Origin of the sequence: Aquicoccus porphyridii, from assembly GCF_008369105.1 — a bacterium.
Taxonomy (GTDB): domain Bacteria; phylum Pseudomonadota; class Alphaproteobacteria; order Rhodobacterales; family Rhodobacteraceae; genus Aquicoccus; species Aquicoccus porphyridii.
This window is the reverse complement of record NZ_VINQ01000006.1, coordinates 41,696-61,017: the sequence shown is the minus strand read 5'-3', so window position 1 is coordinate 61,017 and position 19,322 is coordinate 41,696. Positions and strand designations below refer to the sequence as shown.

17 protein-coding genes are annotated in these 19,322 nt (G+C 63.2%); 10 read left to right on the top strand and 7 right to left on the bottom strand.

Annotated features, from left to right (window positions below; all coding sequences use genetic code 11):
* Positions 1 to 12: 12 nt before the first annotated feature.
* Positions 13 to 1,521: a D-alanyl-D-alanine carboxypeptidase/D-alanyl-D-alanine endopeptidase gene (gene dacB / locus FLO80_RS10015; protein ID WP_111367932.1), complete on the bottom strand. Its 1,509-nt coding sequence runs from the start codon at positions 1,519 to 1,521 to the stop codon at positions 13 to 15.
* Positions 1,522 to 1,630: 109 nt separating this feature from the next.
* Positions 1,631 to 2,251 carry a nicotinate-nucleotide adenylyltransferase gene (locus FLO80_RS10010; RefSeq protein ID WP_111367930.1) on the bottom strand — a complete coding sequence of 207 codons (621 nt, stop codon included), beginning with the start codon at positions 2,249 to 2,251 and terminating at the stop codon, positions 1,631 to 1,633.
* 196 nt (positions 2,252 to 2,447) lie between these two features.
* Here FLO80_RS10010 and ettA point away from each other — a divergent pair, with 196 nt between their 5' ends.
* Both ettA and FLO80_RS10000 read left to right on the top strand, forming a co-directional pair.
* Positions 2,448 to 4,103 (top strand): energy-dependent translational throttle protein EttA, encoded by a 1,656-nt coding sequence (ettA, locus tag FLO80_RS10005; protein WP_111367928.1) that lies wholly within the window; start codon positions 2,448 to 2,450, stop codon positions 4,101 to 4,103.
* A 277-nt stretch (positions 4,104 to 4,380) separates the two neighbouring features.
* Positions 4,381 to 5,616: an acyl-CoA dehydrogenase family protein gene (locus FLO80_RS10000; protein ID WP_111367926.1), complete on the top strand. Its 1,236-nt coding sequence runs from the start codon at positions 4,381 to 4,383 to the stop codon at positions 5,614 to 5,616.
* Between the two features lie 79 nt (positions 5,617 to 5,695).
* Here the strand turns inward: FLO80_RS10000 and FLO80_RS09995 are convergent, their stop codons facing one another.
* Entirely contained in the window at positions 5,696 to 7,663 is a 1,968-nt protein-coding gene (locus FLO80_RS09995) for a hypothetical protein (RefSeq protein ID WP_111367924.1), read from the bottom strand.
* Between the two features lie 142 nt (positions 7,664 to 7,805).
* Between FLO80_RS09995 and FLO80_RS09990 the strand changes: the two genes are divergently transcribed.
* Positions 7,806 to 8,501: a thiamine diphosphokinase gene (locus FLO80_RS09990; protein WP_111367922.1), complete on the top strand. Its 696-nt coding sequence runs from the start codon at positions 7,806 to 7,808 to the stop codon at positions 8,499 to 8,501.
* Here FLO80_RS09990 and FLO80_RS09985 read toward each other — a convergent pair.
* The 4 genes from FLO80_RS09985 to FLO80_RS09970 all read right to left on the bottom strand — a co-directional run bounded on the left by FLO80_RS09985 (position 8,413) and on the right by FLO80_RS09970 (position 12,554).
* Entirely contained in the window at positions 8,413 to 9,360 is a 948-nt protein-coding gene (locus FLO80_RS09985) for a DMT family transporter (protein ID WP_111367920.1), read from the bottom strand. The two genes, FLO80_RS09990 and FLO80_RS09985, sit on opposite strands and share 89 nt — an antisense overlap.
* A gap of 76 nt (positions 9,361 to 9,436) precedes the next feature.
* Positions 9,437 to 10,351: a DMT family transporter gene (locus tag FLO80_RS09980; RefSeq protein ID WP_111367918.1), complete on the bottom strand. Its 915-nt coding sequence runs from the start codon at positions 10,349 to 10,351 to the stop codon at positions 9,437 to 9,439.
* 124 nt (positions 10,352 to 10,475) lie between these two features.
* Positions 10,476 to 11,849, bottom strand: coding sequence for an L-serine ammonia-lyase (locus FLO80_RS09975; protein ID WP_111367916.1), 1,374 nt, complete (start codon positions 11,847 to 11,849; stop codon positions 10,476 to 10,478).
* Positions 11,850 to 12,554 (bottom strand): glutathione S-transferase family protein, encoded by a 705-nt coding sequence (locus FLO80_RS09970; RefSeq protein ID WP_111367914.1) that lies wholly within the window; start codon positions 12,552 to 12,554, stop codon positions 11,850 to 11,852.
* A gap of 143 nt (positions 12,555 to 12,697) precedes the next feature.
* Between FLO80_RS09970 and FLO80_RS23370 the strand changes: the two genes are divergently transcribed.
* The 7 genes from FLO80_RS23370 to FLO80_RS09940 all read left to right on the top strand — a co-directional run bounded on the left by FLO80_RS23370 (position 12,698) and on the right by FLO80_RS09940 (position 19,306).
* Positions 12,698 to 12,829: a hypothetical protein gene (locus FLO80_RS23370; protein ID WP_281286990.1), complete on the top strand. Its 132-nt coding sequence runs from the start codon at positions 12,698 to 12,700 to the stop codon at positions 12,827 to 12,829.
* 95 nt (positions 12,830 to 12,924) lie between these two features.
* Entirely contained in the window at positions 12,925 to 13,713 is a 789-nt protein-coding gene (rpiA, locus tag FLO80_RS09965; protein ID WP_111367912.1) for a ribose-5-phosphate isomerase RpiA, read from the top strand.
* Between the two features lie 120 nt (positions 13,714 to 13,833).
* Positions 13,834 to 15,192: a glutathione-disulfide reductase gene (gor, locus tag FLO80_RS09960; protein WP_111367910.1), complete on the top strand. Its 1,359-nt coding sequence runs from the start codon at positions 13,834 to 13,836 to the stop codon at positions 15,190 to 15,192.
* Between the two features lie 62 nt (positions 15,193 to 15,254).
* The gene (gene hflK / locus FLO80_RS09955) at positions 15,255 to 16,421 is read left to right on the top strand and encodes an FtsH protease activity modulator HflK (RefSeq protein WP_111367908.1); all 1,167 of its coding nucleotides are present in this window, start codon (positions 15,255 to 15,257) and stop codon (positions 16,419 to 16,421) included.
* Complete coding sequence (hflC, locus tag FLO80_RS09950; protein WP_111367906.1) at positions 16,421 to 17,473, top strand: protease modulator HflC; 1,053 nt, start codon at positions 16,421 to 16,423, stop codon at positions 17,471 to 17,473. The genes hflK and hflC overlap by 1 nt, the downstream gene beginning before the upstream one ends.
* Complete coding sequence (locus tag FLO80_RS09945; RefSeq protein ID WP_188078260.1) at positions 17,470 to 17,667, top strand: DUF2065 domain-containing protein; 198 nt, start codon at positions 17,470 to 17,472, stop codon at positions 17,665 to 17,667. Before hflC ends, FLO80_RS09945 begins: the two co-directional genes overlap by 4 nt.
* A gap of 262 nt (positions 17,668 to 17,929) precedes the next feature.
* Positions 17,930 to 19,306 carry a DegQ family serine endoprotease gene (locus FLO80_RS09940; RefSeq protein WP_111368191.1) on the top strand — a complete coding sequence of 459 codons (1,377 nt, stop codon included), beginning with the start codon at positions 17,930 to 17,932 and terminating at the stop codon, positions 19,304 to 19,306.
* The last annotated feature ends 16 nt before the right edge of the window (positions 19,307 to 19,322 follow it).

The window sequence follows — 19,322 nt, the reverse complement described above, 5'->3', positions numbered from 1 at the left end:
CGGCCGGTGCTGTCAGGTGCCGTAAAGCGTGGCCCAGCGTTCGATCAGCTTTTGCTGCAATGTCTTGGCCCGTGCGTTCCAGCCGCGTGCGCCGGGCGGTCTTGCGTCCGAGTTGGAGCGGCCACGCCGCCCGACATCCGCCGCGAGGATCGCAAAGGCCAGATCCCCGCGCCCCGGGGGCGAGGCATAGCCGGCCAGGCCACTCACGAAATACAAGGTGCCCGTCTTGGCCTGCACCTTGATCGGGTGGGCCTTGTTTACGCGTCCATTTTCGTCGCGCATGGCGAAAGGTTTGAGCATCGGTTTGAGTGCCGCGCTGCGATGCGCGCGTGCCAGGGCGAGCGCCATATCCTGTGCCGTCATTTGCGATTTGTCGCTGAGGCCGGAATGATCGACCAGTGCCGTGCGCGTCATGCCCAGCGTCTCCTTGGCCCAGCGGCTCATTTCCCCGGCGCTGTCGCCGAGTCCGCCGACGTGCCCCTTGCGCTTGGCCGTTGCCGTCATTCCGACCATTTCGGCGGTCAGGTTGTTGGAATATTTCAGCATGTCGCGCAGGATGATCGCCAGTTCCGGGCTGACATGGCGCGCGACCATCGTTCCGCCGGGCAGGTTGCCGCGCTTGCGCGGTTCGGGCAACACGATGCCATGGCTGCGCGCGAAACCGCGCAGCACCTCGCCGGCGTACATCTCGGGTTGGCGCACGGGCAGCCAGCGCGCGCCGCCATTGCCCAGCGCGCCGTCCGCCACGGTCCAATGATCGATGCCGTTCTTTTCGGCGTAGGTATAGACCGGCGTGCTGCGGTTCACGATCTGCATCCGGGCCACGCGCACCTCGGGGCGATAGCGGTCGCTGCGTGCATCCATGCTCACTTGCCAGCCATTGCTGCCGCGCTTCCACTCGAAATACACGCGGTTGTAGTTGAGGCTCAGCCCCGAAATCGCCGGATTGTATCCGGCATGATCGGGTTGTGTCCGGTCGATCGCGCGGACCAGGGGCAAGGCACCGCCCCAGACATGGAACCCGCCGGTGATTTCGCGCACGCCCGCCGCCTTGAGCTGTGCCGCCATATCGGCCAGTGCGTTGGTGTCGAGAGTCGGATCACCCCCGCCCGCAAGCACCAGGTCGCCCTTGAGAACCCCGTTGTGAATTGGTCCGGTTGCGACAAGCCGGGTCAGAAAGCGATGCTTTGGCCCCAGGACGTCGAGCGCGTAAAGCGCGGTCACGGCCTTGCTCACGCTTGCGGGGGGGTGTGACAGTCCGGCGTCATGCCCTTCGAGCATCTGGCCCGTGCGGGTGTCGACCACGGCAAAGCTCACGCGACCGCCGAGTTGTGCCGCCTCGATCAGGACCGCCGCAGGGGGCACCGAGGATTTGCTGGCCACCTTGGCGGTGGCCGCGATCCCGCCGGGCCGTAGCACAGGTCGCAGCGATTGCCCCGGTGCATCGGCAAGCGCCGACCCCGCCGTCAACCCGGCCAGTGCCCCGCTCAGAAATGCCCGTCTGGAAAACCGTGCCACCATGATCACGAATTAACCTCAGGTCAGGGCGCCGCACAACTCACAATTCGCGGCATTGCCGTTGCCCGTCTTCAATACATGCCTTGATCCGACCATGGCCGCCCCTCACGGGTCAAGCCCCCACACCGCCCCGCGTCGTCCATAGCCCCCTCGCCCGGATCTCGCTCGACGAGATATCGACCATCGGCACGTTCACGAAACACCAGCGTGGCGCGGAGCCACGGGCCAGCAACCGGCTTGCATAGCCGTGCAGCCGCGCCTGGCGATAGATATCGGCTGCCTTGGCATTGCGCGCCGCGATCCTCTGCCCCGGTCGCGCCAGCACGCCGACCGGCACATGCTCCATGATCCAGCGCCAGTCCTGCCATTGATCGAGCTGCGCCAGATTGTCGGCCCCCATGAGCCAGACGAACCGCACCCCCGGAGAGGTGCGGATCAGTGCCTGCAAGGTCTCGGCGGTGTATCGCGTGCCCGCTCGGGCCTCGAAATCGCTGATCCTGACGCGCGGGTGATCCATTACCGCGCGTGCCCGTGCCATCCGTTGATCCAACGGCGCCGGCCCGCGCGACTTGAGCGGGTTGCCCGGGCTGACCAGCCACCACAATTCATCGAGCGCAAACCGCTTGAGCGCCTCGCGGCTGATATGGGCATGGCCCTCATGGGCCGGATCGAACGATCCGCCCAGCAACCCCACAACCCGCCCGGGGCGCATGTATGGCAATCCCTCGTTCATCCGCGTGTTTGTGGCCCCGGCCCCTGTCCCTGTCAACGCGCAACGCCATCGGCGGGCATTGTTTCCCTTCATCTGGCCGGAAAATCCCCGGGGACTCGGCCCTTTACGCATTGCCGTGGCATCGCCGCATTGCTCCTGTTGGCGCAACCGACTATCTAGGCCGGCAACAGACCCAAACGGCGCAAGGACGACGAGAATGGCAGCCTATCAATACGTCTACCACATGCAGGACGTCTCCAAGACCTATCCCGGCGGGAAGAAATGTTTCGAGAACATCCATCTCAACTTTCTGCCCGGGGTGAAAATCGGTGTCGTCGGTGTCAACGGGGCGGGGAAGTCGACCCTGCTCAAGATCATGGCCGGGCTCGACACGGATTTCTCGGGCGAGGCTTGGGCCGCGCAGGGTGCGCGGGTGGGCTACCTGCCGCAGGAACCCGAGCTTGACCCCGGTCTTGATGTGCGCGGCAACGTGATGCTGGGCGTGGCCGAGAAGAAGGCCAAGCTCGACCGGTTCAACGAGTTGGCGATGAACTACTCGGACGAGACCGCCGACGAGATGGCCCAGCTTCAGGACGAGATCGACAGCCAGAACCTGTGGGATCTCGACGCCCAGATCGACGTGTCGATGGAGGCGCTGCGCTGTCCGCCGGACGATGCCGACGTGAGCACCCTTTCGGGCGGCGAAAAGCGCCGCGTGGCGTTGTGCAAGCTTCTGCTGGAGCAGCCCGACATGCTGCTTCTGGATGAGCCGACCAACCACCTCGATGCCGAGACCATCGCATGGCTGCAACAGCACCTCATCGACTACAAGGGCACGATCCTGATCGTCACCCACGATCGCTATTTCCTCGATGACATCACCGGCTGGATTCTGGAGTTGGACCGTGGTCGCGGCATCCCTTACGAGGGCAATTACTCGGCATGGCTCGAACAGAAGGCCAAGCGGCTCGAACAGGAGGCGCGCGAGGACAAGTCGAAGCAGAAGACGCTCGAACGCGAACTGGAATGGATGCGCCAGTCGCCAAGGGCACGGCAGGCCAAGCAGAAGGCGCGGATCAACGCCTATAACGATCTGGCCAACCAGTCCGAGCGCGAGAAGCTCGCGCGTGCCCAGATCATCATTCCCAACGGCAAGCGCCTTGGTTCGAAGGTGATCGAGGTCGACGGGTTGTCGAAACATATGGGTGACAAGCTGTTGATCGAGGATTTGGGCTTTGCGCTGCCTCCCGGCGGGATTGTCGGGGTGATCGGCCCCAACGGTGCGGGTAAAACCACGCTCTTTCGCATGCTCACCGGGCAGGAACAGCCCGACAACGGCCAGATCGAATACGGTGACACGGTCGAGCTTAGCTATGTCGATCAGACCCGCGACGCATTGCCCGACAACAAGACCGTTTGGGAAGTGATCTCGGACGGGCAGGACATCATCCAGCTCGGCGATGCCGAGATGAATTCACGCGCCTATTGTTCGGCCTTCAACTTCAAGGGCGGCGATCAGCAGAAAAAGGTCAACCTCCTGTCGGGTGGTGAGCGCAACCGGGTGCATATGGCGCGGCTGTTGAAATCGGGTGGCAACGTGCTTTTGCTCGATGAACCGACCAACGATCTCGATGTCGAGACGCTCCGCGCGCTTGAGGATGCACTGGTCGATTTCGCCGGCTGTGCGGTGGTGATCAGCCACGACCGCTTTTTCCTCGACCGTATCTGCACGCATATCCTTGCTTTCGAGGGCGACGCCCATGTCGAATGGTTCGAAGGCAATTTCGAGGATTACGAGGAAGACAAGAAGCGGCGGCTTGGCCCCGATGCGTTGGAACCCAAGCGGATCAAGCACAAGAAATTCGCGCGCTGAAGCCTTGCTTTGCGCCTGCATGGCGTTTCGCGACAGGTTGCGAAAGCCCGGAAAGAAATTGCGGCGACCTCGGGGAAAGGTCGCCGCGGAGCGTTTGAAATGGGGAATCGAAAATTGTGGTCAGACTGCCACCGATAGGTGACAGCGATGTGACGGGTATCGGGCGCAGGGGCAGACCCCGCGCCACGACGTAACGGCATTTGCCAAGCGCCCTTTACTCTCGGTCAAGCGGGGCTTCTACTTTGGTGGAGACGCGTTGAGAGGAGAGGAATCCAAGATGGAAATGAATCTGGGGATGCGCGAGGAGCATATGCCGCTTCTCGAAAAGGTGCGCGACATGATCCGTAACGAGGTCATGCCGCTGGAGGAGGAATATCACGCCGAGATCGGCAAGGGCGACCGCTGGCAATATACCGACCGGCAGTTCGAGATTCTCGAAAGCCTCAAGGCCAAGGCCAGGGAGCGGGGGCTGTGGAATTTCTGGCTGACCGACAGTGAACGCGGGTTCGGCCTCAAAACCGTGGAATACGCCTATTTCGCCGAAGAAATGGGCAAGACGCCGCTGGGCGCCGAGGTGTTCAACTGTTCCGCTCCCGATACCGGAAACATGGAGGTGCTGGAACGCTATGGCGCCGACTGGATGAAGGAAAAATGGCTTACGCCGCTGCTTGCGGGAGAGATCCGATCGGCCTACCTCATGACCGAGCCGGATGTGGCCAGTTCGGACGCGACCAACATCTCGATGTCGTGCGTGCGCGATGGCGATGATTATGTTCTGAACGGCGAGAAATGGTGGTCGTCGGGGGCAGGCGATCCGCGTTGTTCGGTCTATATCACCATGGTCAAGACCGGCACCGACGACATGCCCAAGCACCAGCAGCATTCGATGATCGTGGTCCCGGCCGACACGAAGGGGATCGAGATCCTGCGCCCGTTGCAGGTTTATGGCCATGACGATGCGCCGCACGGGCATATGCATATCCGCTTTACCGATGTGCGGGTTCCGGCCGATCACATGATCCTCGGCGAGGGCCGGGGTTTCGAGATTTCGCAGGGGCGGCTTGGCCCGGGGCGCATTCACCATTGCATGCGCGCCATCGGTCAGGCTGAAGCGGCGCTGGAGCGGATGTGCAAGCGGTCGCTGGAACGCGAGGCCTTTGGCAAGCCGATCGCGCATCTGGGCGCGAACTACGACATCATCGCCAATGCACGGATGGAGATCGAACAGGCGCGGCTGCTCTGTCTCAAGGCGGCGTGGATGATGGACCAGGGTGACGCAAGGGCCGCGGCACCGTGGATTTCGATGATCAAGGTGGTGGCGCCGCTGACGGCGTTGCAGGTGATCGACGAGGCGGTGCAGCTTCATGGCGGGGGTGGTGTCAGCCAGGATACCCCGCTGGCCATCGCGTGGACGCAGGTGCGCACGCTGCGCCTTGCCGATGGGCCCGACGCGGTGCACCGCCGCCAGGTGGCGCGCAAGGAATTGCGCCAATACACCCAGCAAAAGGTCTGAGAATCGGGGCGAATGCCCCGGTGAATGCGAAACGGCGCCCCGATCTCAGGGCGCCGTTTTTCGTTTATATCACGGGGCTTTATTCGCCTGCGTAGCGCGCGTCGGGGCGGTAGGAGATGCTGTCGGACGCGGTGAAGCGGCCGCCCTTGAGTTTGACGATCTTGCCTTCGCGCAGAAGCTGGCCAAAGCTGCGCAGACCGTCTTCGCGGCTGAAATCGTTTTTCTCGGCCTGGCGCACATGGGTCATGAGCTGCGGGCGTGAGAATTGTTCGCGGCCTTCCACGAAGGAGAGATAGGCTGCTGCCGCTTCGAGAAGCTCGGGCAGGCTCGTTGCGCCGACGGTATCGGCATATTCGGCGAAATCGCTGGTTGCCGCTGCAATCTCGGCATGGGTGGCGGTGGCGACCTGCACCCGGCGCGGGCGCACGGGGGCGGGCTCTGCGTCACCCAGATCGACCCGTTGCTCGGCGACAAGCTTGAGCGGGGCCGGCCGTGCGGTTCCGGGGCGACGCGAGCGGTCGGCCTGATCGTGAGCCTGCGGGCGACGCGGACGCACGACGCTGGCGAGATCGTCGCGATAGGCCTCGGAATCGGGGCCTTCGCCCGCCAGATCGCCGCCGGCGCCGATCTCGGCCTTGTTGGCCTCTACGGCGGCGCGCAGGTGGGCGATGGCGTTGCGCCGACCGCGGCCGGTTTCCTCGTTGAGATGGACGTCGGTTTCCTTGAAGATGCGGCCCATTTCGGACTCGGCGTCGGAGCCGGCAAACGGGGTGGTGCGATCGGTCGTGTCGTCTTCCTCATCGGCGAAGAAGTTGATGCTATCCTCGCCGGTTTCGTCCTCGTCAAATTCGTCGTCTTCGCTTTCGTCGATCAGAGAGGAGCGGTTGTCCTCATCGTCATCCGCGGCGGTATCGCCATGCCCGTCGTCAGTGGATATGGTCAATTCGGCCTCGACGGCGGCCAGTTCGCGCAGCAGGTCGGCCTCGTCCTCGGGCGAGAGGTCCGTTTCGGCTTCGGTATCTGCCGCCGCGTCGTCGTCTTCGATTTTGCCATCGGCGATGGCCGCCTCGAATTCGGCGCGCTTCATCTTGATGACGCGGGCGCGAACCGGCGGCGTATCGCTTGCGGGCTGATCGGCTTCGATCTCATCGTCGCCGATGTCAAAGGTGAGGGCCTCATCCTCGGTTTCGTCGAACAGATCCTCGTCGTCATCATCGGGCGTGTCGAAACGCGCCAGCAGGGACGAGATGGTGTCGTTCTCGTTGCTTGTGTCCTCATCGGAATCGTCGAAGTCGGACCGGCGCATTTCGGTTTCGTCGTCGATATCCATCGCCGCTTCGATGTCGTCATGGGCTTCGGAGAGGAGATCGTCGGCGTGCTCGTCCTCGGAATAGGCGGCGGTCGGCGTATCCGCGGTTTCGGCCTGCGAGACGACGGCGCGGATGCGCTGAAGCTTGGCGGCGACACTTTCGGGTTCCGGGCCTGCGGCGGGAATCGGCGCGTGTATCGGCGCATCCAGCTGCGTGGCGGATTCGCCTTCTTGCGGGGATGCGTCGTCAGCTTTGTGTCCGACCGGGTCTTTGGCGGCGGAGTCGGGCGTGTTTGGGGCGGCCTCGATTGCCTCCGGCGCGGTGGGGGCCTCGGCGAGTTGTTCGGTCTCTCGCGGTTCGCTCGGCTGCTCGGGCCGGGTCTGGTCATTGTCGCGGGGAGTCAGGTTCTCGGTCGCGTCATCCGTGATCTCATCCTTTTCGGCCTCGGGGTCAGCGGCCGCGGCGGCGGTCAGGGTGCTGCCGGGGCCGGCGCGCAGGACGATCCTGTTCTGGTCGAAATGGGCATCGACGCGGCGTTCGATCTCGCGTTCGGCGATCCGGGCCAGCATCTCGGCATCGGGCGTCGGCGGCTCGGCGCCGAAATAACGGTCGTCGGAAGCCAGATCACGAAAATACTCTGCGATGGCCTTCATGGTCCCGAAAGAATCGTCGAAACCTTCCAACGTGCACGAGAAGGTGCCGTAAGAGACTGTCAGGATCTTGTTCGTGTTAACCATAATGATGCTCGCCCAAAGATATGTTACTTGGCTAAAGTTATAACCACCCCACGGAGACCAAAGCTGCCCGAATCTTGGATGTTTACCGTATCATTTTGTGACAAGAATGTGGTCTGTTTCCTGAAGAGGGGGTAAATCGCCAATGAATGAGGCGATTGTTGATGAAAGCCGTCCAGTCACGTTGATTGGTTGCGGAACCGTGAAAGAAACCGTGCTGCGGCGGGCGATTGTTCAGGCTCCGGCGGTGGTTGCCGCGGACGGGGCGGCACAGGTGGCGCTGGATCATGGGATCATGCCGGACGCGGTGATCGGCGATTTCGATTCGATTCCCGAAGCGGCGCGGGCGCGCATTCCACCGGCACGATTGCACCGGATCACGGAACAGGACAGCACCGATTTCGAGAAATGCCTGCGCAATATCTGCGCGCCGCTGGTGATCGGCGTGGGGTTCGGCGGCGGACGGGTCGATCATCAACTGGCGGCGTTTCACGGGCTGATGCGCCATGCCGATCGCCCCTGTCTGCTTTTGGGGGAACGCGATCTTGTCTTCCTGATGCCGCCCGCGCTGTGCCTGTCCTTGCCACAGGGCAGCCGGTTTTCGCTGTTCCCGCTGGGCGAGGTGCGGGCGCGGTCGCTCGGCTTGCGCTGGCCGTTGGATGATATCGGGTTCGCGCCGGGGGTACGGATCGGTACTTCGAACGCGGTATCGGGGCCGGTGGAGATCGAGGTCAGTGCGCCCGCGATGCTGGCTATTCTGCCGGCGCGGGCGCTGGAAGCGGTGATTGCGGGCCTGACGGGGGCAGAGGCCGTGCGCTGGCCCTGCGTTCCGTCATCATGATGTAGAGCCCGGACGCGATGGTGACGAGGATACCCGCCATGGCCAGCCCGTTGGGAAAATCGCGAAACACGATCCAGCCCAGAACCGCGGCGACCGGAATTTCGAGATATTGCATCGGGGCGAGCGTGGCCGACGGTGCATAGCGCAGGGACCATGTCATGAGCAGATGGGCCAGCGTGCCCAGAACCCCGATGGCCAATAGCAGCGCCCATTCGGTGGCATCGGGACGGATCGTGTCGAGCAGGCCGGTGCCGTTGCCCCCGAAGAGCCACAACAGCGGGGCCATGAACAGGACGGCCATGGCGCCGCTGACGGCCTGAAGCCCGATCGGGTCGGTGTCGCGGGCGATCTTGCGGGTGACGAGGATGAAGAGAGCGAAATTCACCGCGACGCCCAGCGGCAGGAGGGCGGGCCAGCCGACGGCGGCAAAGCTTGGCTGGATCACGAGAAGCGTGCCGGAAAAGCCCACCATACAGGCGATAAAGCGCCGCCGCCCGACCTCTTCATCCAGAAAGAAGCGCCCCAGTAGCAGGAGAATGAACGGCATGACAAAGGCGATGGCGACGGTATCGGCCAGCGGCAGGTATTGCAGCGCCGAGACCATCAACCCGATCCCGAGGATATGCAGGAGCGTGCGCAACATGACGAGATGCAGGATGCGTCCGCGTATCCGCCACGGGCGCAGGCCCAGCATGAGGAAGGGCAGCAGCAACAGGACTTGCACGAGAAAGCGGATCAGCACGAGCTGCCCCACGGGCACCGATTGGCCGAGCAGTTTCGCCACCGCGTCGGCCATCGGCGCCATGATGCAAAATCCGAGCATCAACGCGATGCCGAGAAGCGGGCGGTCCGTGTTCATCCGGATACGCTAGGGGCAATTGCGCGGCGTGGCAATCGCGCATGAAGGGCGTAATACCGTCGCGGCCCTGTTTGCTTCAGGGGGCAGGGGGTGGACGGCGCGCCGGGCGGCCCAAGGCGCGTTCGCGGGCAAAGACGTAAAGGCCCGATCCCACGATGATGGTGGCCCCCAGCACGGTCAGGCGGTCGGGAATATCGGCAAAGATGTAATAGCCCAGGATCGTGGCAAAGACGATTTCGAGATATTGCAGCGGTGCGATGGTGGCCGCCGGGGTAAAGCGCAGTGCGAAGCTGATGAAAAGATGCGAGATGGTGGAGACGATCCCGACGCCCAGCAGGGTCCAGACCGCCAATCCGCGCGGCCAGACCGGATCGAGCGCGGCAATGTCCGACCCGTCAAAGCCCCAGAGCAACGGCACGATGAAGAGCATCGCCGCGATGGCGGTATAGCCCTGAAGCGCCAGCGGGTGGGTGCGCGTGGCCATCTGCCGGGTCAGCACCATGTAGAATGCGAAGCAGAAGGCCGTGACTATGGGCAGGAGCGTGACCGGACCCAGATCGGCAAAGCTTGGCTGGATCACCAGCATCGCCCCGGCAAACCCCACGAGGCAGGCGATGATCCGGCGCGGGCCAATCGCCTCGCCCAGAAACAGTCCGCCCATCAGCGTCAGGATGAAGGGTTCGACAAAGAAGATGGCAATCGCGTTGGCGATCGGCATGAAGCGCAGGGCGGTGAAGAAACAGCCGGTGGCGACAAGGATCAGCAGCGCCCGCACGACATGCAACCCGAGTTCGCCGCGCCCGGGGCGGTGCGCGTGTTGCATCCAGAACGCGATAGGCAGGAGCAGGAACGCCTGGATGCCGAAGCGGGCGGCGAGGATTTGCAGCACCGGCACCTCTTCGGGCGTGGCCTTGGCAAAGCTGTCCATCACCGGGGCCACGATCGAAAAGCCGATCATGAGGAGGATGCCGAGGGTGGTGCGGTCGGTCATGGAGGGCTCGCTTATGGGGACAGCCCGGCTTAGAGGGTGGAGCCGGGGGCGTCAATCCTGGGTGGGTACAGGGAAAACGCACGGCGCGAGCGCCGACACGGGCGTCAACCGGCCGTCTGAGGGATCAGCAATTGGGCACGTTCACGGCCAGACCGCCGAGCGAGGTTTCCTTGTATTTCTCGTGCATGTCCTGCCCGGTCTGGCGCATCGTCTCGATCGCGGAATCGAGCGGCACAAAATGGGTGCCGTCGCCGCGCAGGGCGAGCGAGGCGGCCGAGATGGCCTTGATCGCGCCCAGTCCGTTGCGTTCGATGCAGGGCACCTGCACCAGCCCCTTGACCGGGTCGCAGGTCATGCCGAGGTGATGTTCGAGCGCGATTTCGGCGGCGTTTTCCACCTGTTCGGGGCTGCCGCCCATCACCGCGCAGAGCCCGGCGGCGGCCATGGCGGCGGCGGAGCCGACCTCGGCCTGGCAACCGGCCTCGGCGCCCGAAATCGAGGCATTGTATTTCACCAGCCCGCCAATGGCGGCGGCGGTGAGCAGGAAATCCTCGATCTTCGAAGGTGCTGCACCCGGCACATGATCGAGCCAGTAGCGGATCACCGCGGGCATCACCCCCGCCGCGCCGTTGGTGGGGGCGGTCACGACCTGTCCCCCGGCGGCGTTCTCCTCGTTCACCGCCATGGCATAGGTCGAAATCCAGTCGTTGATCGTGTGCGGCGCGTTGAGGTTCATGCCGCGCTCGGCCTCAAGCTGTTCGCGGATCGCCTTGGCGCGGCGTTTGACGCGCAACCCGCCGGGCAATTCGCCCTCGGTGTCGAGACCGCGGGTGATGCAATCATCCATCACCTGCCAGAGCCGCGCGGTGCCTTCGGCAAGGGATTGAGAACAACCGCGCGAGATCTCGTTTGCGCGCTTCATCTGCGCGACGGACTTGCCCGAGGTCTTGGCCATGTCGAGCATCTCGGCCGCGCTCTTGAACGGGTAGGGGACGGGCGGGCCGGTATCGGTGTCCTTGCCCGCGGCCAGTTCCTTTTCGGTGAGCACGAAGCCGCCGCCGACGGAGTAATAGGTCTCTTGCAGGATCACGTCGCCCTGGGCGTCGGTGGCCATCAGGATCATGCCGTTGGCATGGCCGGGCAGGGCGGGGCCGTAATCGAAGGTCAGGTCGTCCTTGGGCCGGAAGTTCAGCGTGGGCAGGCCCGGCGGCGTCACCTTGCCGCTTTCGCGAATCGCGGCGAGGGTTTCTTCGGCTTGCGCGTGGTCATAGCTTTCCGGCAGGAACCCGGCGAGGCCAAGAATGGTGGCGCGGTCGGTGGCGTGACCAACCCCGGTGAAGGCCAGAGAGCCATGCAACGATCCGCGCAGCCCCGCGACATCGAACGGCGCGGCGCGTATCAGGTCGAGAAAACGGCCGGCGGCCACCATCGGACCCATGGTGTGTGACGAGGACGGGCCGACGCCGATCTTGAATATCTCGAAGACGGAAAGAAACATCTAGGTTGGTGATCCTTCTGGTGGGGTGGCGATCGAGGGGGCGGTGAACGGGGTCGAACCGAGCCCCTCGGCCCGGATTGCGCGTTTCACGCTGTTGCGCTGTTCGATTCGCGCCGCGAGATGGGCCAGATGCGGCGTTTGACCGAGCGAGAACCAGGCGGTTTCGCCTTCGGGATAGAGCGCCATCCAGCGCAGGCAGGCACAGACGTAAAGATCGAGCATGGTTAGCGGAATGCCGCCCAGCACGGGCGCGCCGGTCGCGGCAAGATCGTCGAGCCGGGCGAGATGGGTGGTGAGGCTGGTCTTGGTCCGGGCGCGCAACGCCGCCTGGGCCGCGGGATCGGGTCCGGTGTATTTGGCAGGATAGAACAACATGCGCAGGCTCGCATGAAGCGTGTTCGAGGTAAAGAACAGCCATTTGAGAAATGCCGCGCGGTCGGGGTCGCTCGGTGCGGGGGCCAGCGCGCCATGGGTGTCGGCCAGCCACAGGAGGATCGCGCCGGTCTCGAAAATCGGGCCATCGGGCGTAACCAGCGTGGGGATCAGCCCATGCGGGTTGAGCGCGAGATAGCCCGGCGCCGTCTGTCCCCCGGTGGCGCGATCGACCAGCGAGGTTTCATAGGGCAATGCCAGCTCATCGAGCGCAAGGCGCACGATGAGTGACGCGTTGTCGGGGGCGTAGTAGAGGCGATAGGGGCTCGTCATGCCGGAACAATAGGCCAAGCTTTGCGCATCGATGCAAGGAAAGCGGCATCGCGGGGACGACCCACGACCCGGCGCCTGTTGACGTGTTGTTAAGCTTGATTTGAAACAAATCGGGAACGTGGGGCGCAAAGGAGAAGCCGAAGATGTGGATCATGTTCTGGGTTGCCGTTCTGGCCGGGCAAATCATGCTGGCGGTCGAGGGAGGCGGGCCTTGGGGCCAGCCTGATGTTGCCGAGTTGGCCGCAGTCGGGGCAGTGTCGTTCTTTGGGTGGTGAGAGGCCCGGGCGATGCCAGTCCGTGGGCATTTGCCCCTCGCCTGAGGCCGGCAAGTCACCTATAAGGCCGGTGCAACGTCAGGAAAGGGGCTGTGATGGCTGGGGAACTTTCACCGATCGACAAGGCGAAATTCGTCGCCGCGAAGCGCGCGGCCGACATGGTCGAGGACGGGATGCGTGTGGGGCTGGGCACCGGCAGCACGGCGGCGTGGCTGGTGCGCTGTCTGGGCGAAATGGTGCGCGAGGACGGATTGAAGATCAAAGGTGTGCCGACATCGACCCGCACGGCGGAATTGGCCCGCGAAGTGGGCATCGAGGTGATCAGCCTCGATGAGGCGAGATGGCTCGACATCACCATCGACGGGGCAGATGAGTTCGATGGCGATCTGAACCTGATCAAGGGTGGCGGCGGGGCGCTCTTGCAGGAAAAGATTGTCGCGACGGCGAGCGACCAGATGGTGGTGATCGCCGATGTCGGCAAGGAGGTCGAGACGCTGGGGGCGTTTCCGTTGCCGGTCGAGGTGATCCCGTTTGGCTGGCAAACCACCAAGGCGCTGATCGAGGAGACGTTGATCAGCATGGATGTTCTGGGCCGCCAGACGTCGCTTCGGATGAATGGCGAGGTGCCCTTCATGACCGACGAGGGCAATCACATCATCGACCTGCACCTGAGCCGGATCGGCAATGCGCGGCAACTGGCCATGGTCCTCAACCAGATGCCCGGCGTGGTTGAGAACGGGCTTTTCATCGATATCTGTGACGTGGTGGTCGTGGGGTACGGCGACGGGCGGGTCGAGCTGCGCGACATCAACGCAGGCACGATCGAGGAAGATCGCCTCGATTTCGTCGAAGAGGACAATCTTTTTACCGATCTCATGGATTGAGCGCGCATCGGCGAATTTCCTGCGAAAATTCCGGGTTCACAGGCGCGCGGGTTCCGCACGGGGTAGACACCGGGGCCTGATGCAATAGATGTGGGGCGCGTGGCTGGAAAGGTGCGGCAGATGGCATTCGACTATGATCTTTTCGTGATCGGCGGCGGCTCGGGCGGGGTGCGCGCGGCCCGTGTGGCAGCTTCGGAGACGGGGGCGAAGGTCGCCTTGGCCGAGGAAGACCGTTATGGCGGCACCTGCGTGATCCGGGGCTGCGTTCCCAAGAAGCTCATGGTGTTTGCCAGCGGATATTCCGCCGCGATCGAGGATGCCGCCGCCTATGGCTGGACTGTCCATGCCGGGGGCTTTGACTGGATGAAATTCCATGGCCAGCTCGAGGCGGAACTGGACCGGCTGGAAGGGATTTACCGCAATCTGCTGGCGGGGGCCGGGGTCGAGACGTTCGACGCCCGCGCGCGGCTGGTCGATGCGCATACGGTCGAGCTTTCGACCGGCGAGCGGAAGAGTGCGAAACACATCCTTCTGGCGATGGGCGGGCGACCGGTGAAAGCGGGCATCCCCGGTGACGAACACGCCATCACCTCGAACGAGATTTTCCACCTGCCGGAATTGCCCAAATCCCTGCTGATCGTTGGCGGCGGTTATATCGCGTGCGAATTCGCCGGTGTGATGAACGGGCTGGGGGTGAAAACGACCCAGTATTACCGTGGCGCGCAGATCCTGCGCGGTTTCGACGAGGAAGCGCGCGGGCTGGTGTCGGAGGAAATGATCCAGAACGGGATCGAACTTCATCTCGGGACCGATGTGATCGAGATGGAGAAGACCGCTAACGGTATCCATGTGAAAGCCACCAATGGCGACAAGCGTGATTTCGACGTGGTGATGTTCGCCACCGGTCGCGCACCCAACACCGCCGATATGGGGCTCGAGGAGATCGGGGTCGAATTGGGCCGCAAGGGCGAGGTCATCGTGGATGACTATGGCCAGACATCCGTGCCCAGTGTATACGCGGTGGGCGATGTGACCGATCGCGTGAACCTGACGCCGGTCGCGATCCGTGAGGGGATGGCTTTTGTCGAAACCGTGTTCAAGGGCAACCCGACCAAACCCGATCACGACCTGATCCCGACGGCGATTTTCACGCAGCCCGAGTTCGGGACGATCGGCATGAGCGAGGAAGAGGCGCGCGACAAGGGGCCGGTCGAGATCTACTGCACCTCGTTCCGGCCGATGCAGACGCTGTTCGCGGGTCGCGAGGCGCGGGGCATGATGAAGCTGGTTGTCTGTGCCGAGACGCGGCGGATTCTGGGTTGCCATATCGTTGCGCCGGGGGCTGGCGAAATGATCCAGCTTGCCGGGATCGCGGTCAAGATGGGGGCCACGAAAGAGGATTTTGATCGCACCATGGCGGTGCATCCGACGATGAGCGAAGAGATCGTAACGATGAGATCGCCCACGCGGGCGGCTTGAAATTTCCGGCGCATTGCACAGGTAGTGTGGTGAACCGGTTCGACGCAGAGAGGAAGAGTTGAATGGCTGGACATTCAGGCGGCCCATGGGGCGGCGGAGGAAATAACGGGAGTGGCGGTGGCGATGACGACCGCGGCACCCGTGGAGGCGGGGGCCGGCGGCCCGGTGAGGACAAGCCGCAGATTCCCGAGATCGACGAACTGATGAAAAAGGGCCAGGAGCAACTGCGTGTCCTCATGGGCGGGCGCGGCGGCGGTGACGGCGCGCGCGGCGGCGGTGGCGGCGGTCAGGGGCCGAGCCTCAACCGCGGCTCGATCGGGATCGGGATTCTGGCGGTTCTGGCGCTTTGGCTCTACGCGAGTTTCTACACGGTCAAGCCCGAAGAACAGTCGGTCGAGTTGTTTCTTGGCGAATACTATTCCACAGGCAATCCCGGTCTCAACTTTGCACCCTGGCCGGTCGTGACGGCCGAGGTGGTCAATGTGACCTCGGAGAGGACCGAGAATATCGGCGGCGGTCGCGGCGGCGCGGGCGGTGATGGCCTTATGCTGACCACCGATGCCAACATCGTGGATATCGACTTCCAGGTGGTATGGAACATCAACGATCCGGCCAAGCTTTTGTTCAACATTCGTGATCCGCAACTGACGGTTCAGGCGGTGTCGGAAGCGGTCATGCGCGAGATCATCGCGGCCAGCAACCTGGCTCCGATTCTCAACCGCGACCGGGGGATTATCGCCGATACCGCCCGCGAGAACATCCAGACGACGCTGAATGACTATGCCAGCGGGATCACGGTGGTCCGGGTCAACCTCGACACGGCCGACCCGCCCCGCGATGTGATCGACGCCTTCCGCGAAGTACAGGCCGCCGAGCAGGAACGCGACCGGTTGCAACGGCAGGCGGATGCCTATGCCAACCGGGTTCTGGCCGAGGCGCGTGGTTCGGGGGCGCAGATTATCCAGGAAGCCGAGGGTTATCGCGCCCAAGTGGTCAATGCAGCCATCGGTGAGGCGAGCCGCTTTGTCGCGGTGGCGCAGGAATTCAACCAGGCGCCCGAAGTCACGCAACGCAGGCTCTATCTGGAAACGGTCGAGCGCACGTTGGGCCAGATGGACAAGATCCTGTTGGATGAAGGCGTCGGAGATAGCGGTCAAGGGGTCTTGCCCTACCTGCCGCTCAATGAATTGCGACGCTCGGGTCAATCGGGCACAGGAGGATCGAACTGATGCGCAAAACCACATTCATTCTCCCGATCCTTGTGATTGTCGGAGCGGGCATTCTCTCCGCGCTTTACATTGTGGACGAACGCGAAAAGGCGCTGGTCCTGCAGTTCGGGCAGATCAAGAAAGTTGTCGAGGAACCTGGGTTGGGCGTGAAGATCCCGCTTATCCAGGATGTTGTGAGATACGATGCGCGTATCCTGTCGCTCGATACCGACCCGATCGAGGTGACGCCGTCGGATGATCGTCGACTGGTGGTCGATGCCTTCACGCGCTACCGGATTGCCGATGTCGTGCAATTTCGACAGGCGGTGGGCATTGGGGGCATTCGTGCCGCCGAAGACCGGCTGTCGTCGATCCTGAACGCCCAGATCCGCGAGGTTCTGGGGGCCGATCAGGTGACATCCAACACGATCCTGTCACCGCAGCGTCGCGAATTGGCGTTGCGTATCCGGGCGCAGGCGCGATCGAGCGCGGCCGGTCTGGGGATTGAAATCGTGGATGTGCGGCTCAAGCAGACCAACTTGCCGGAACAGAACCTTGCCGCGACCTATGCCCGGATGCGGGCCGAGCGCGAGCGTGAAGCCGCTGATGAGGTCGCGCGTGGTAACGAAGCGGCGCAAAGGGTGCGCGCGGCGGCCGACCGGACCGTGGTCGAGACGGTTTCGAATGCCGAGCGCGAGGCCGAGATCACCCGTGGTGAAGCCGATGCCGAGCGTAACCGGATCTATGCCGAAGCCTTTGGCAACAATCCGGAGTTCTTTGCCTTTTACCGCTCGCTCACGGCGCTGGAACGGTCGTTGAACAAGGAAAACTCGACCATCGTGTTTTCACCCGACAGCGGGTTCCTCAGCCAGATGTTCGACGCGGTGCGTGCCGAGGGCCTCGGAAAGGTTGCGATGGGCGAAATCGACATCGACAGCCTGCGAGAGATGGCGCCGAAAAGCGAGATATCGCCCGATCTGCCCGAGGAGGAACGCCAGAGGCTTGAGGAAGATGCGATCAACTCGGGCACTAACGAATCCGAGGCCGACGACGGTTCGGACGCGTCGAATTGATCGGCACGGCACTTCTGGCTCTTGGGCTGGTACTGATCGTGGAGGGGCTGGTCTATGCACTGGCCCCTTCGCTTGTCGAGCAGATGCTCGAAGTCTTGCGGCAGATGCCACCGGAGGCACGGCGCATTCTGGGGTTTCTGGCAATCCTGTCCGGCCTTGTCTTGGTCTGGTTGGCCAAGATGCTGGGGGCGTGACGGCCCAAAACACGCGGCTTCACGATGGCTTGACCGAGATGTCAGAGGATTGTGTTGCGCTGGGTCTATCCTAGATTAGACTTTGAGTGAAAGATCCCGTTACGGGAAGAGGACCAATCAGGAAAGCCAAGGAGATTTCGGTGTGAGAGAGCACGCGATTGCAACATCCATCAATCCGACCCTTGAAGAGGGGAACAAACAGGTCCGGGGCGCGGGCGCATTCCGGGTTTTGTGGCTCGGCCTTCTGACATTCGTTGTCTTGATGGCCCATACGCTTCAGGCCGATGCGCGGCCCAACAGTTTTGCCGATCTGACCGACAGGGTGAGTCCGGCTGTTGTCAACATCACCACCTCGACCGCGGTTGCGCGGGGCACCGGGCCGGGGCCAATCGTGCCCGAGGGCAGCCCGTTCGAGGATTTCTTCCGCGAATTTCAGGATCGCAATCGCGACAACGGGCGGCCGCGCCGGTCATCGGCACTCGGATCGGGTTTCGTGATTTCCGAGGATGGCTACGTGGTGACAAACAACCACGTCATCGACAGTGCCGACGAGATCGTCATCGAGTTCTTCACCGGAGAGGAACTCAAGGCCGAAGTGGTTGGCACCGACCCAAATACGGATATCGCATTGCTGAAGGTCGACGCGGGCAAGCCGTTGCCCTTTGTCAAATTCGGCGACAGCGACAGCGCGCGTGTCGGCGATTGGGTCATGGCGGTGGGCAATCCGCTGGGGCAGGGGTTCTCGGTCAGTGTCGGGATCGTATCGGCGCGTAACCGCGCATTGTCGGGAACCTATGACGATTACATCCAGACCGATGCGGCGATCAACCGGGGCAATTCGGGTGGGCCGCTTTTCAACATGGACGGCCAGGTGATCGGTGTGAACACCGCGATCCTGTCGCCCAGCGGCGGGTCGATCGGGATCGGATTCTCGATGGCGTCGAACGTGGTCACGCGGGTGGTCGACCAGTTGCGCGAATATGGCGAAACGCGGCGCGGTTGGCTGGGTGTGCGTATTCAGGACGTCACCGACGATGTGGCCGAAGCGATCGGACTTGAGAAAGTGGCCGGGGCGCTTGTCACCGATGTTCCGGATGGTCCGGCCAAGGAGGCCGGGATCGAGGCCGGGGACGTGATCATGAATTTCGACGGGGTCAATGTCGAGGACACCCGTGGCCTTGTGCGGCAGGTCGGCAATGCCCCCGTCGGAAAGAGCGTGCGCGTCGTGGTGTTTCGCGAAGGCAAGACCCAGACGCTCAAGGTTGTGTTGGGCCGCCGGGAAGAAGCCGAAGCGGCGCAGTCTGGTGGCGGCGGAGATACGCCGGAAGAACAAGCCCCGACAAACAAGGAAATGATGGGCCTCACGCTTGCCCCGCTGACCGATGAGTTGCGTGGTGAGCTGGATCTTGACGCGGATGCGCAGGGGCTCGTCGTGCGCGACATCGACGAGATGTCGGAAGCTTATGAAAAGGGGCTGCGCGCGGGCGATCTGATCACCGAGGCCGGTCAGCAAAAGGTCAGCACGATCACGGAGTTGGAAGATCGCATCGACGAGGCCAGGGAGGCGGGCCGCAAATCGCTTCTGCTGCTTGTGCGGCGGGCGGGCGATCCACGGTTCGTGGCGCTTTCGCTCGAGTAGAGTTGCGTTCGACGAC

Excerpts from the sequence above, each read along its gene's own strand:
- dacB (WP_111367932.1), bottom strand. The coding sequence starts at position 1,521 with ATGGTGGCACGGTTTTCCAGACGGGCATTTCTGAGCGGGGCACTGGCC.
- FLO80_RS10010 (WP_111367930.1), bottom strand. The coding sequence starts at position 2,251 with ATGAACGAGGGATTGCCATACATGCGCCCCGGGCGGGTTGTGGGGTTG.
- ettA (WP_111367928.1), top strand. The coding sequence starts at position 2,448 with ATGGCAGCCTATCAATACGTCTACCACATGCAGGACGTCTCCAAGACC.
- FLO80_RS10000 (WP_111367926.1), top strand. The coding sequence starts at position 4,381 with ATGGAAATGAATCTGGGGATGCGCGAGGAGCATATGCCGCTTCTCGAA.
- FLO80_RS09995 (WP_111367924.1), bottom strand. The coding sequence starts at position 7,663 with ATGGTTAACACGAACAAGATCCTGACAGTCTCTTACGGCACCTTCTCG.
- FLO80_RS09990 (WP_111367922.1), top strand. The coding sequence starts at position 7,806 with ATGAATGAGGCGATTGTTGATGAAAGCCGTCCAGTCACGTTGATTGGT.
- FLO80_RS09985 (WP_111367920.1), bottom strand. The coding sequence starts at position 9,360 with ATGAACACGGACCGCCCGCTTCTCGGCATCGCGTTGATGCTCGGATTT.
- FLO80_RS09980 (WP_111367918.1), bottom strand. The coding sequence starts at position 10,351 with ATGACCGACCGCACCACCCTCGGCATCCTCCTCATGATCGGCTTTTCG.
- FLO80_RS09975 (WP_111367916.1), bottom strand. The coding sequence starts at position 11,849 with ATGTTTCTTTCCGTCTTCGAGATATTCAAGATCGGCGTCGGCCCGTCC.
- FLO80_RS09970 (WP_111367914.1), bottom strand. The coding sequence starts at position 12,554 with ATGACGAGCCCCTATCGCCTCTACTACGCCCCCGACAACGCGTCACTC.
- FLO80_RS23370 (WP_281286990.1), top strand. The coding sequence starts at position 12,698 with ATGTGGATCATGTTCTGGGTTGCCGTTCTGGCCGGGCAAATCATGCTG.
- rpiA (WP_111367912.1), top strand. The coding sequence starts at position 12,925 with ATGGCTGGGGAACTTTCACCGATCGACAAGGCGAAATTCGTCGCCGCG.
- gor (WP_111367910.1), top strand. The coding sequence starts at position 13,834 with ATGGCATTCGACTATGATCTTTTCGTGATCGGCGGCGGCTCGGGCGGG.
- hflK (WP_111367908.1), top strand. The coding sequence starts at position 15,255 with ATGGCTGGACATTCAGGCGGCCCATGGGGCGGCGGAGGAAATAACGGG.
- hflC (WP_111367906.1), top strand. The coding sequence starts at position 16,421 with ATGCGCAAAACCACATTCATTCTCCCGATCCTTGTGATTGTCGGAGCG.
- FLO80_RS09940 (WP_111368191.1), top strand. The coding sequence starts at position 17,930 with ATGGCCCATACGCTTCAGGCCGATGCGCGGCCCAACAGTTTTGCCGAT.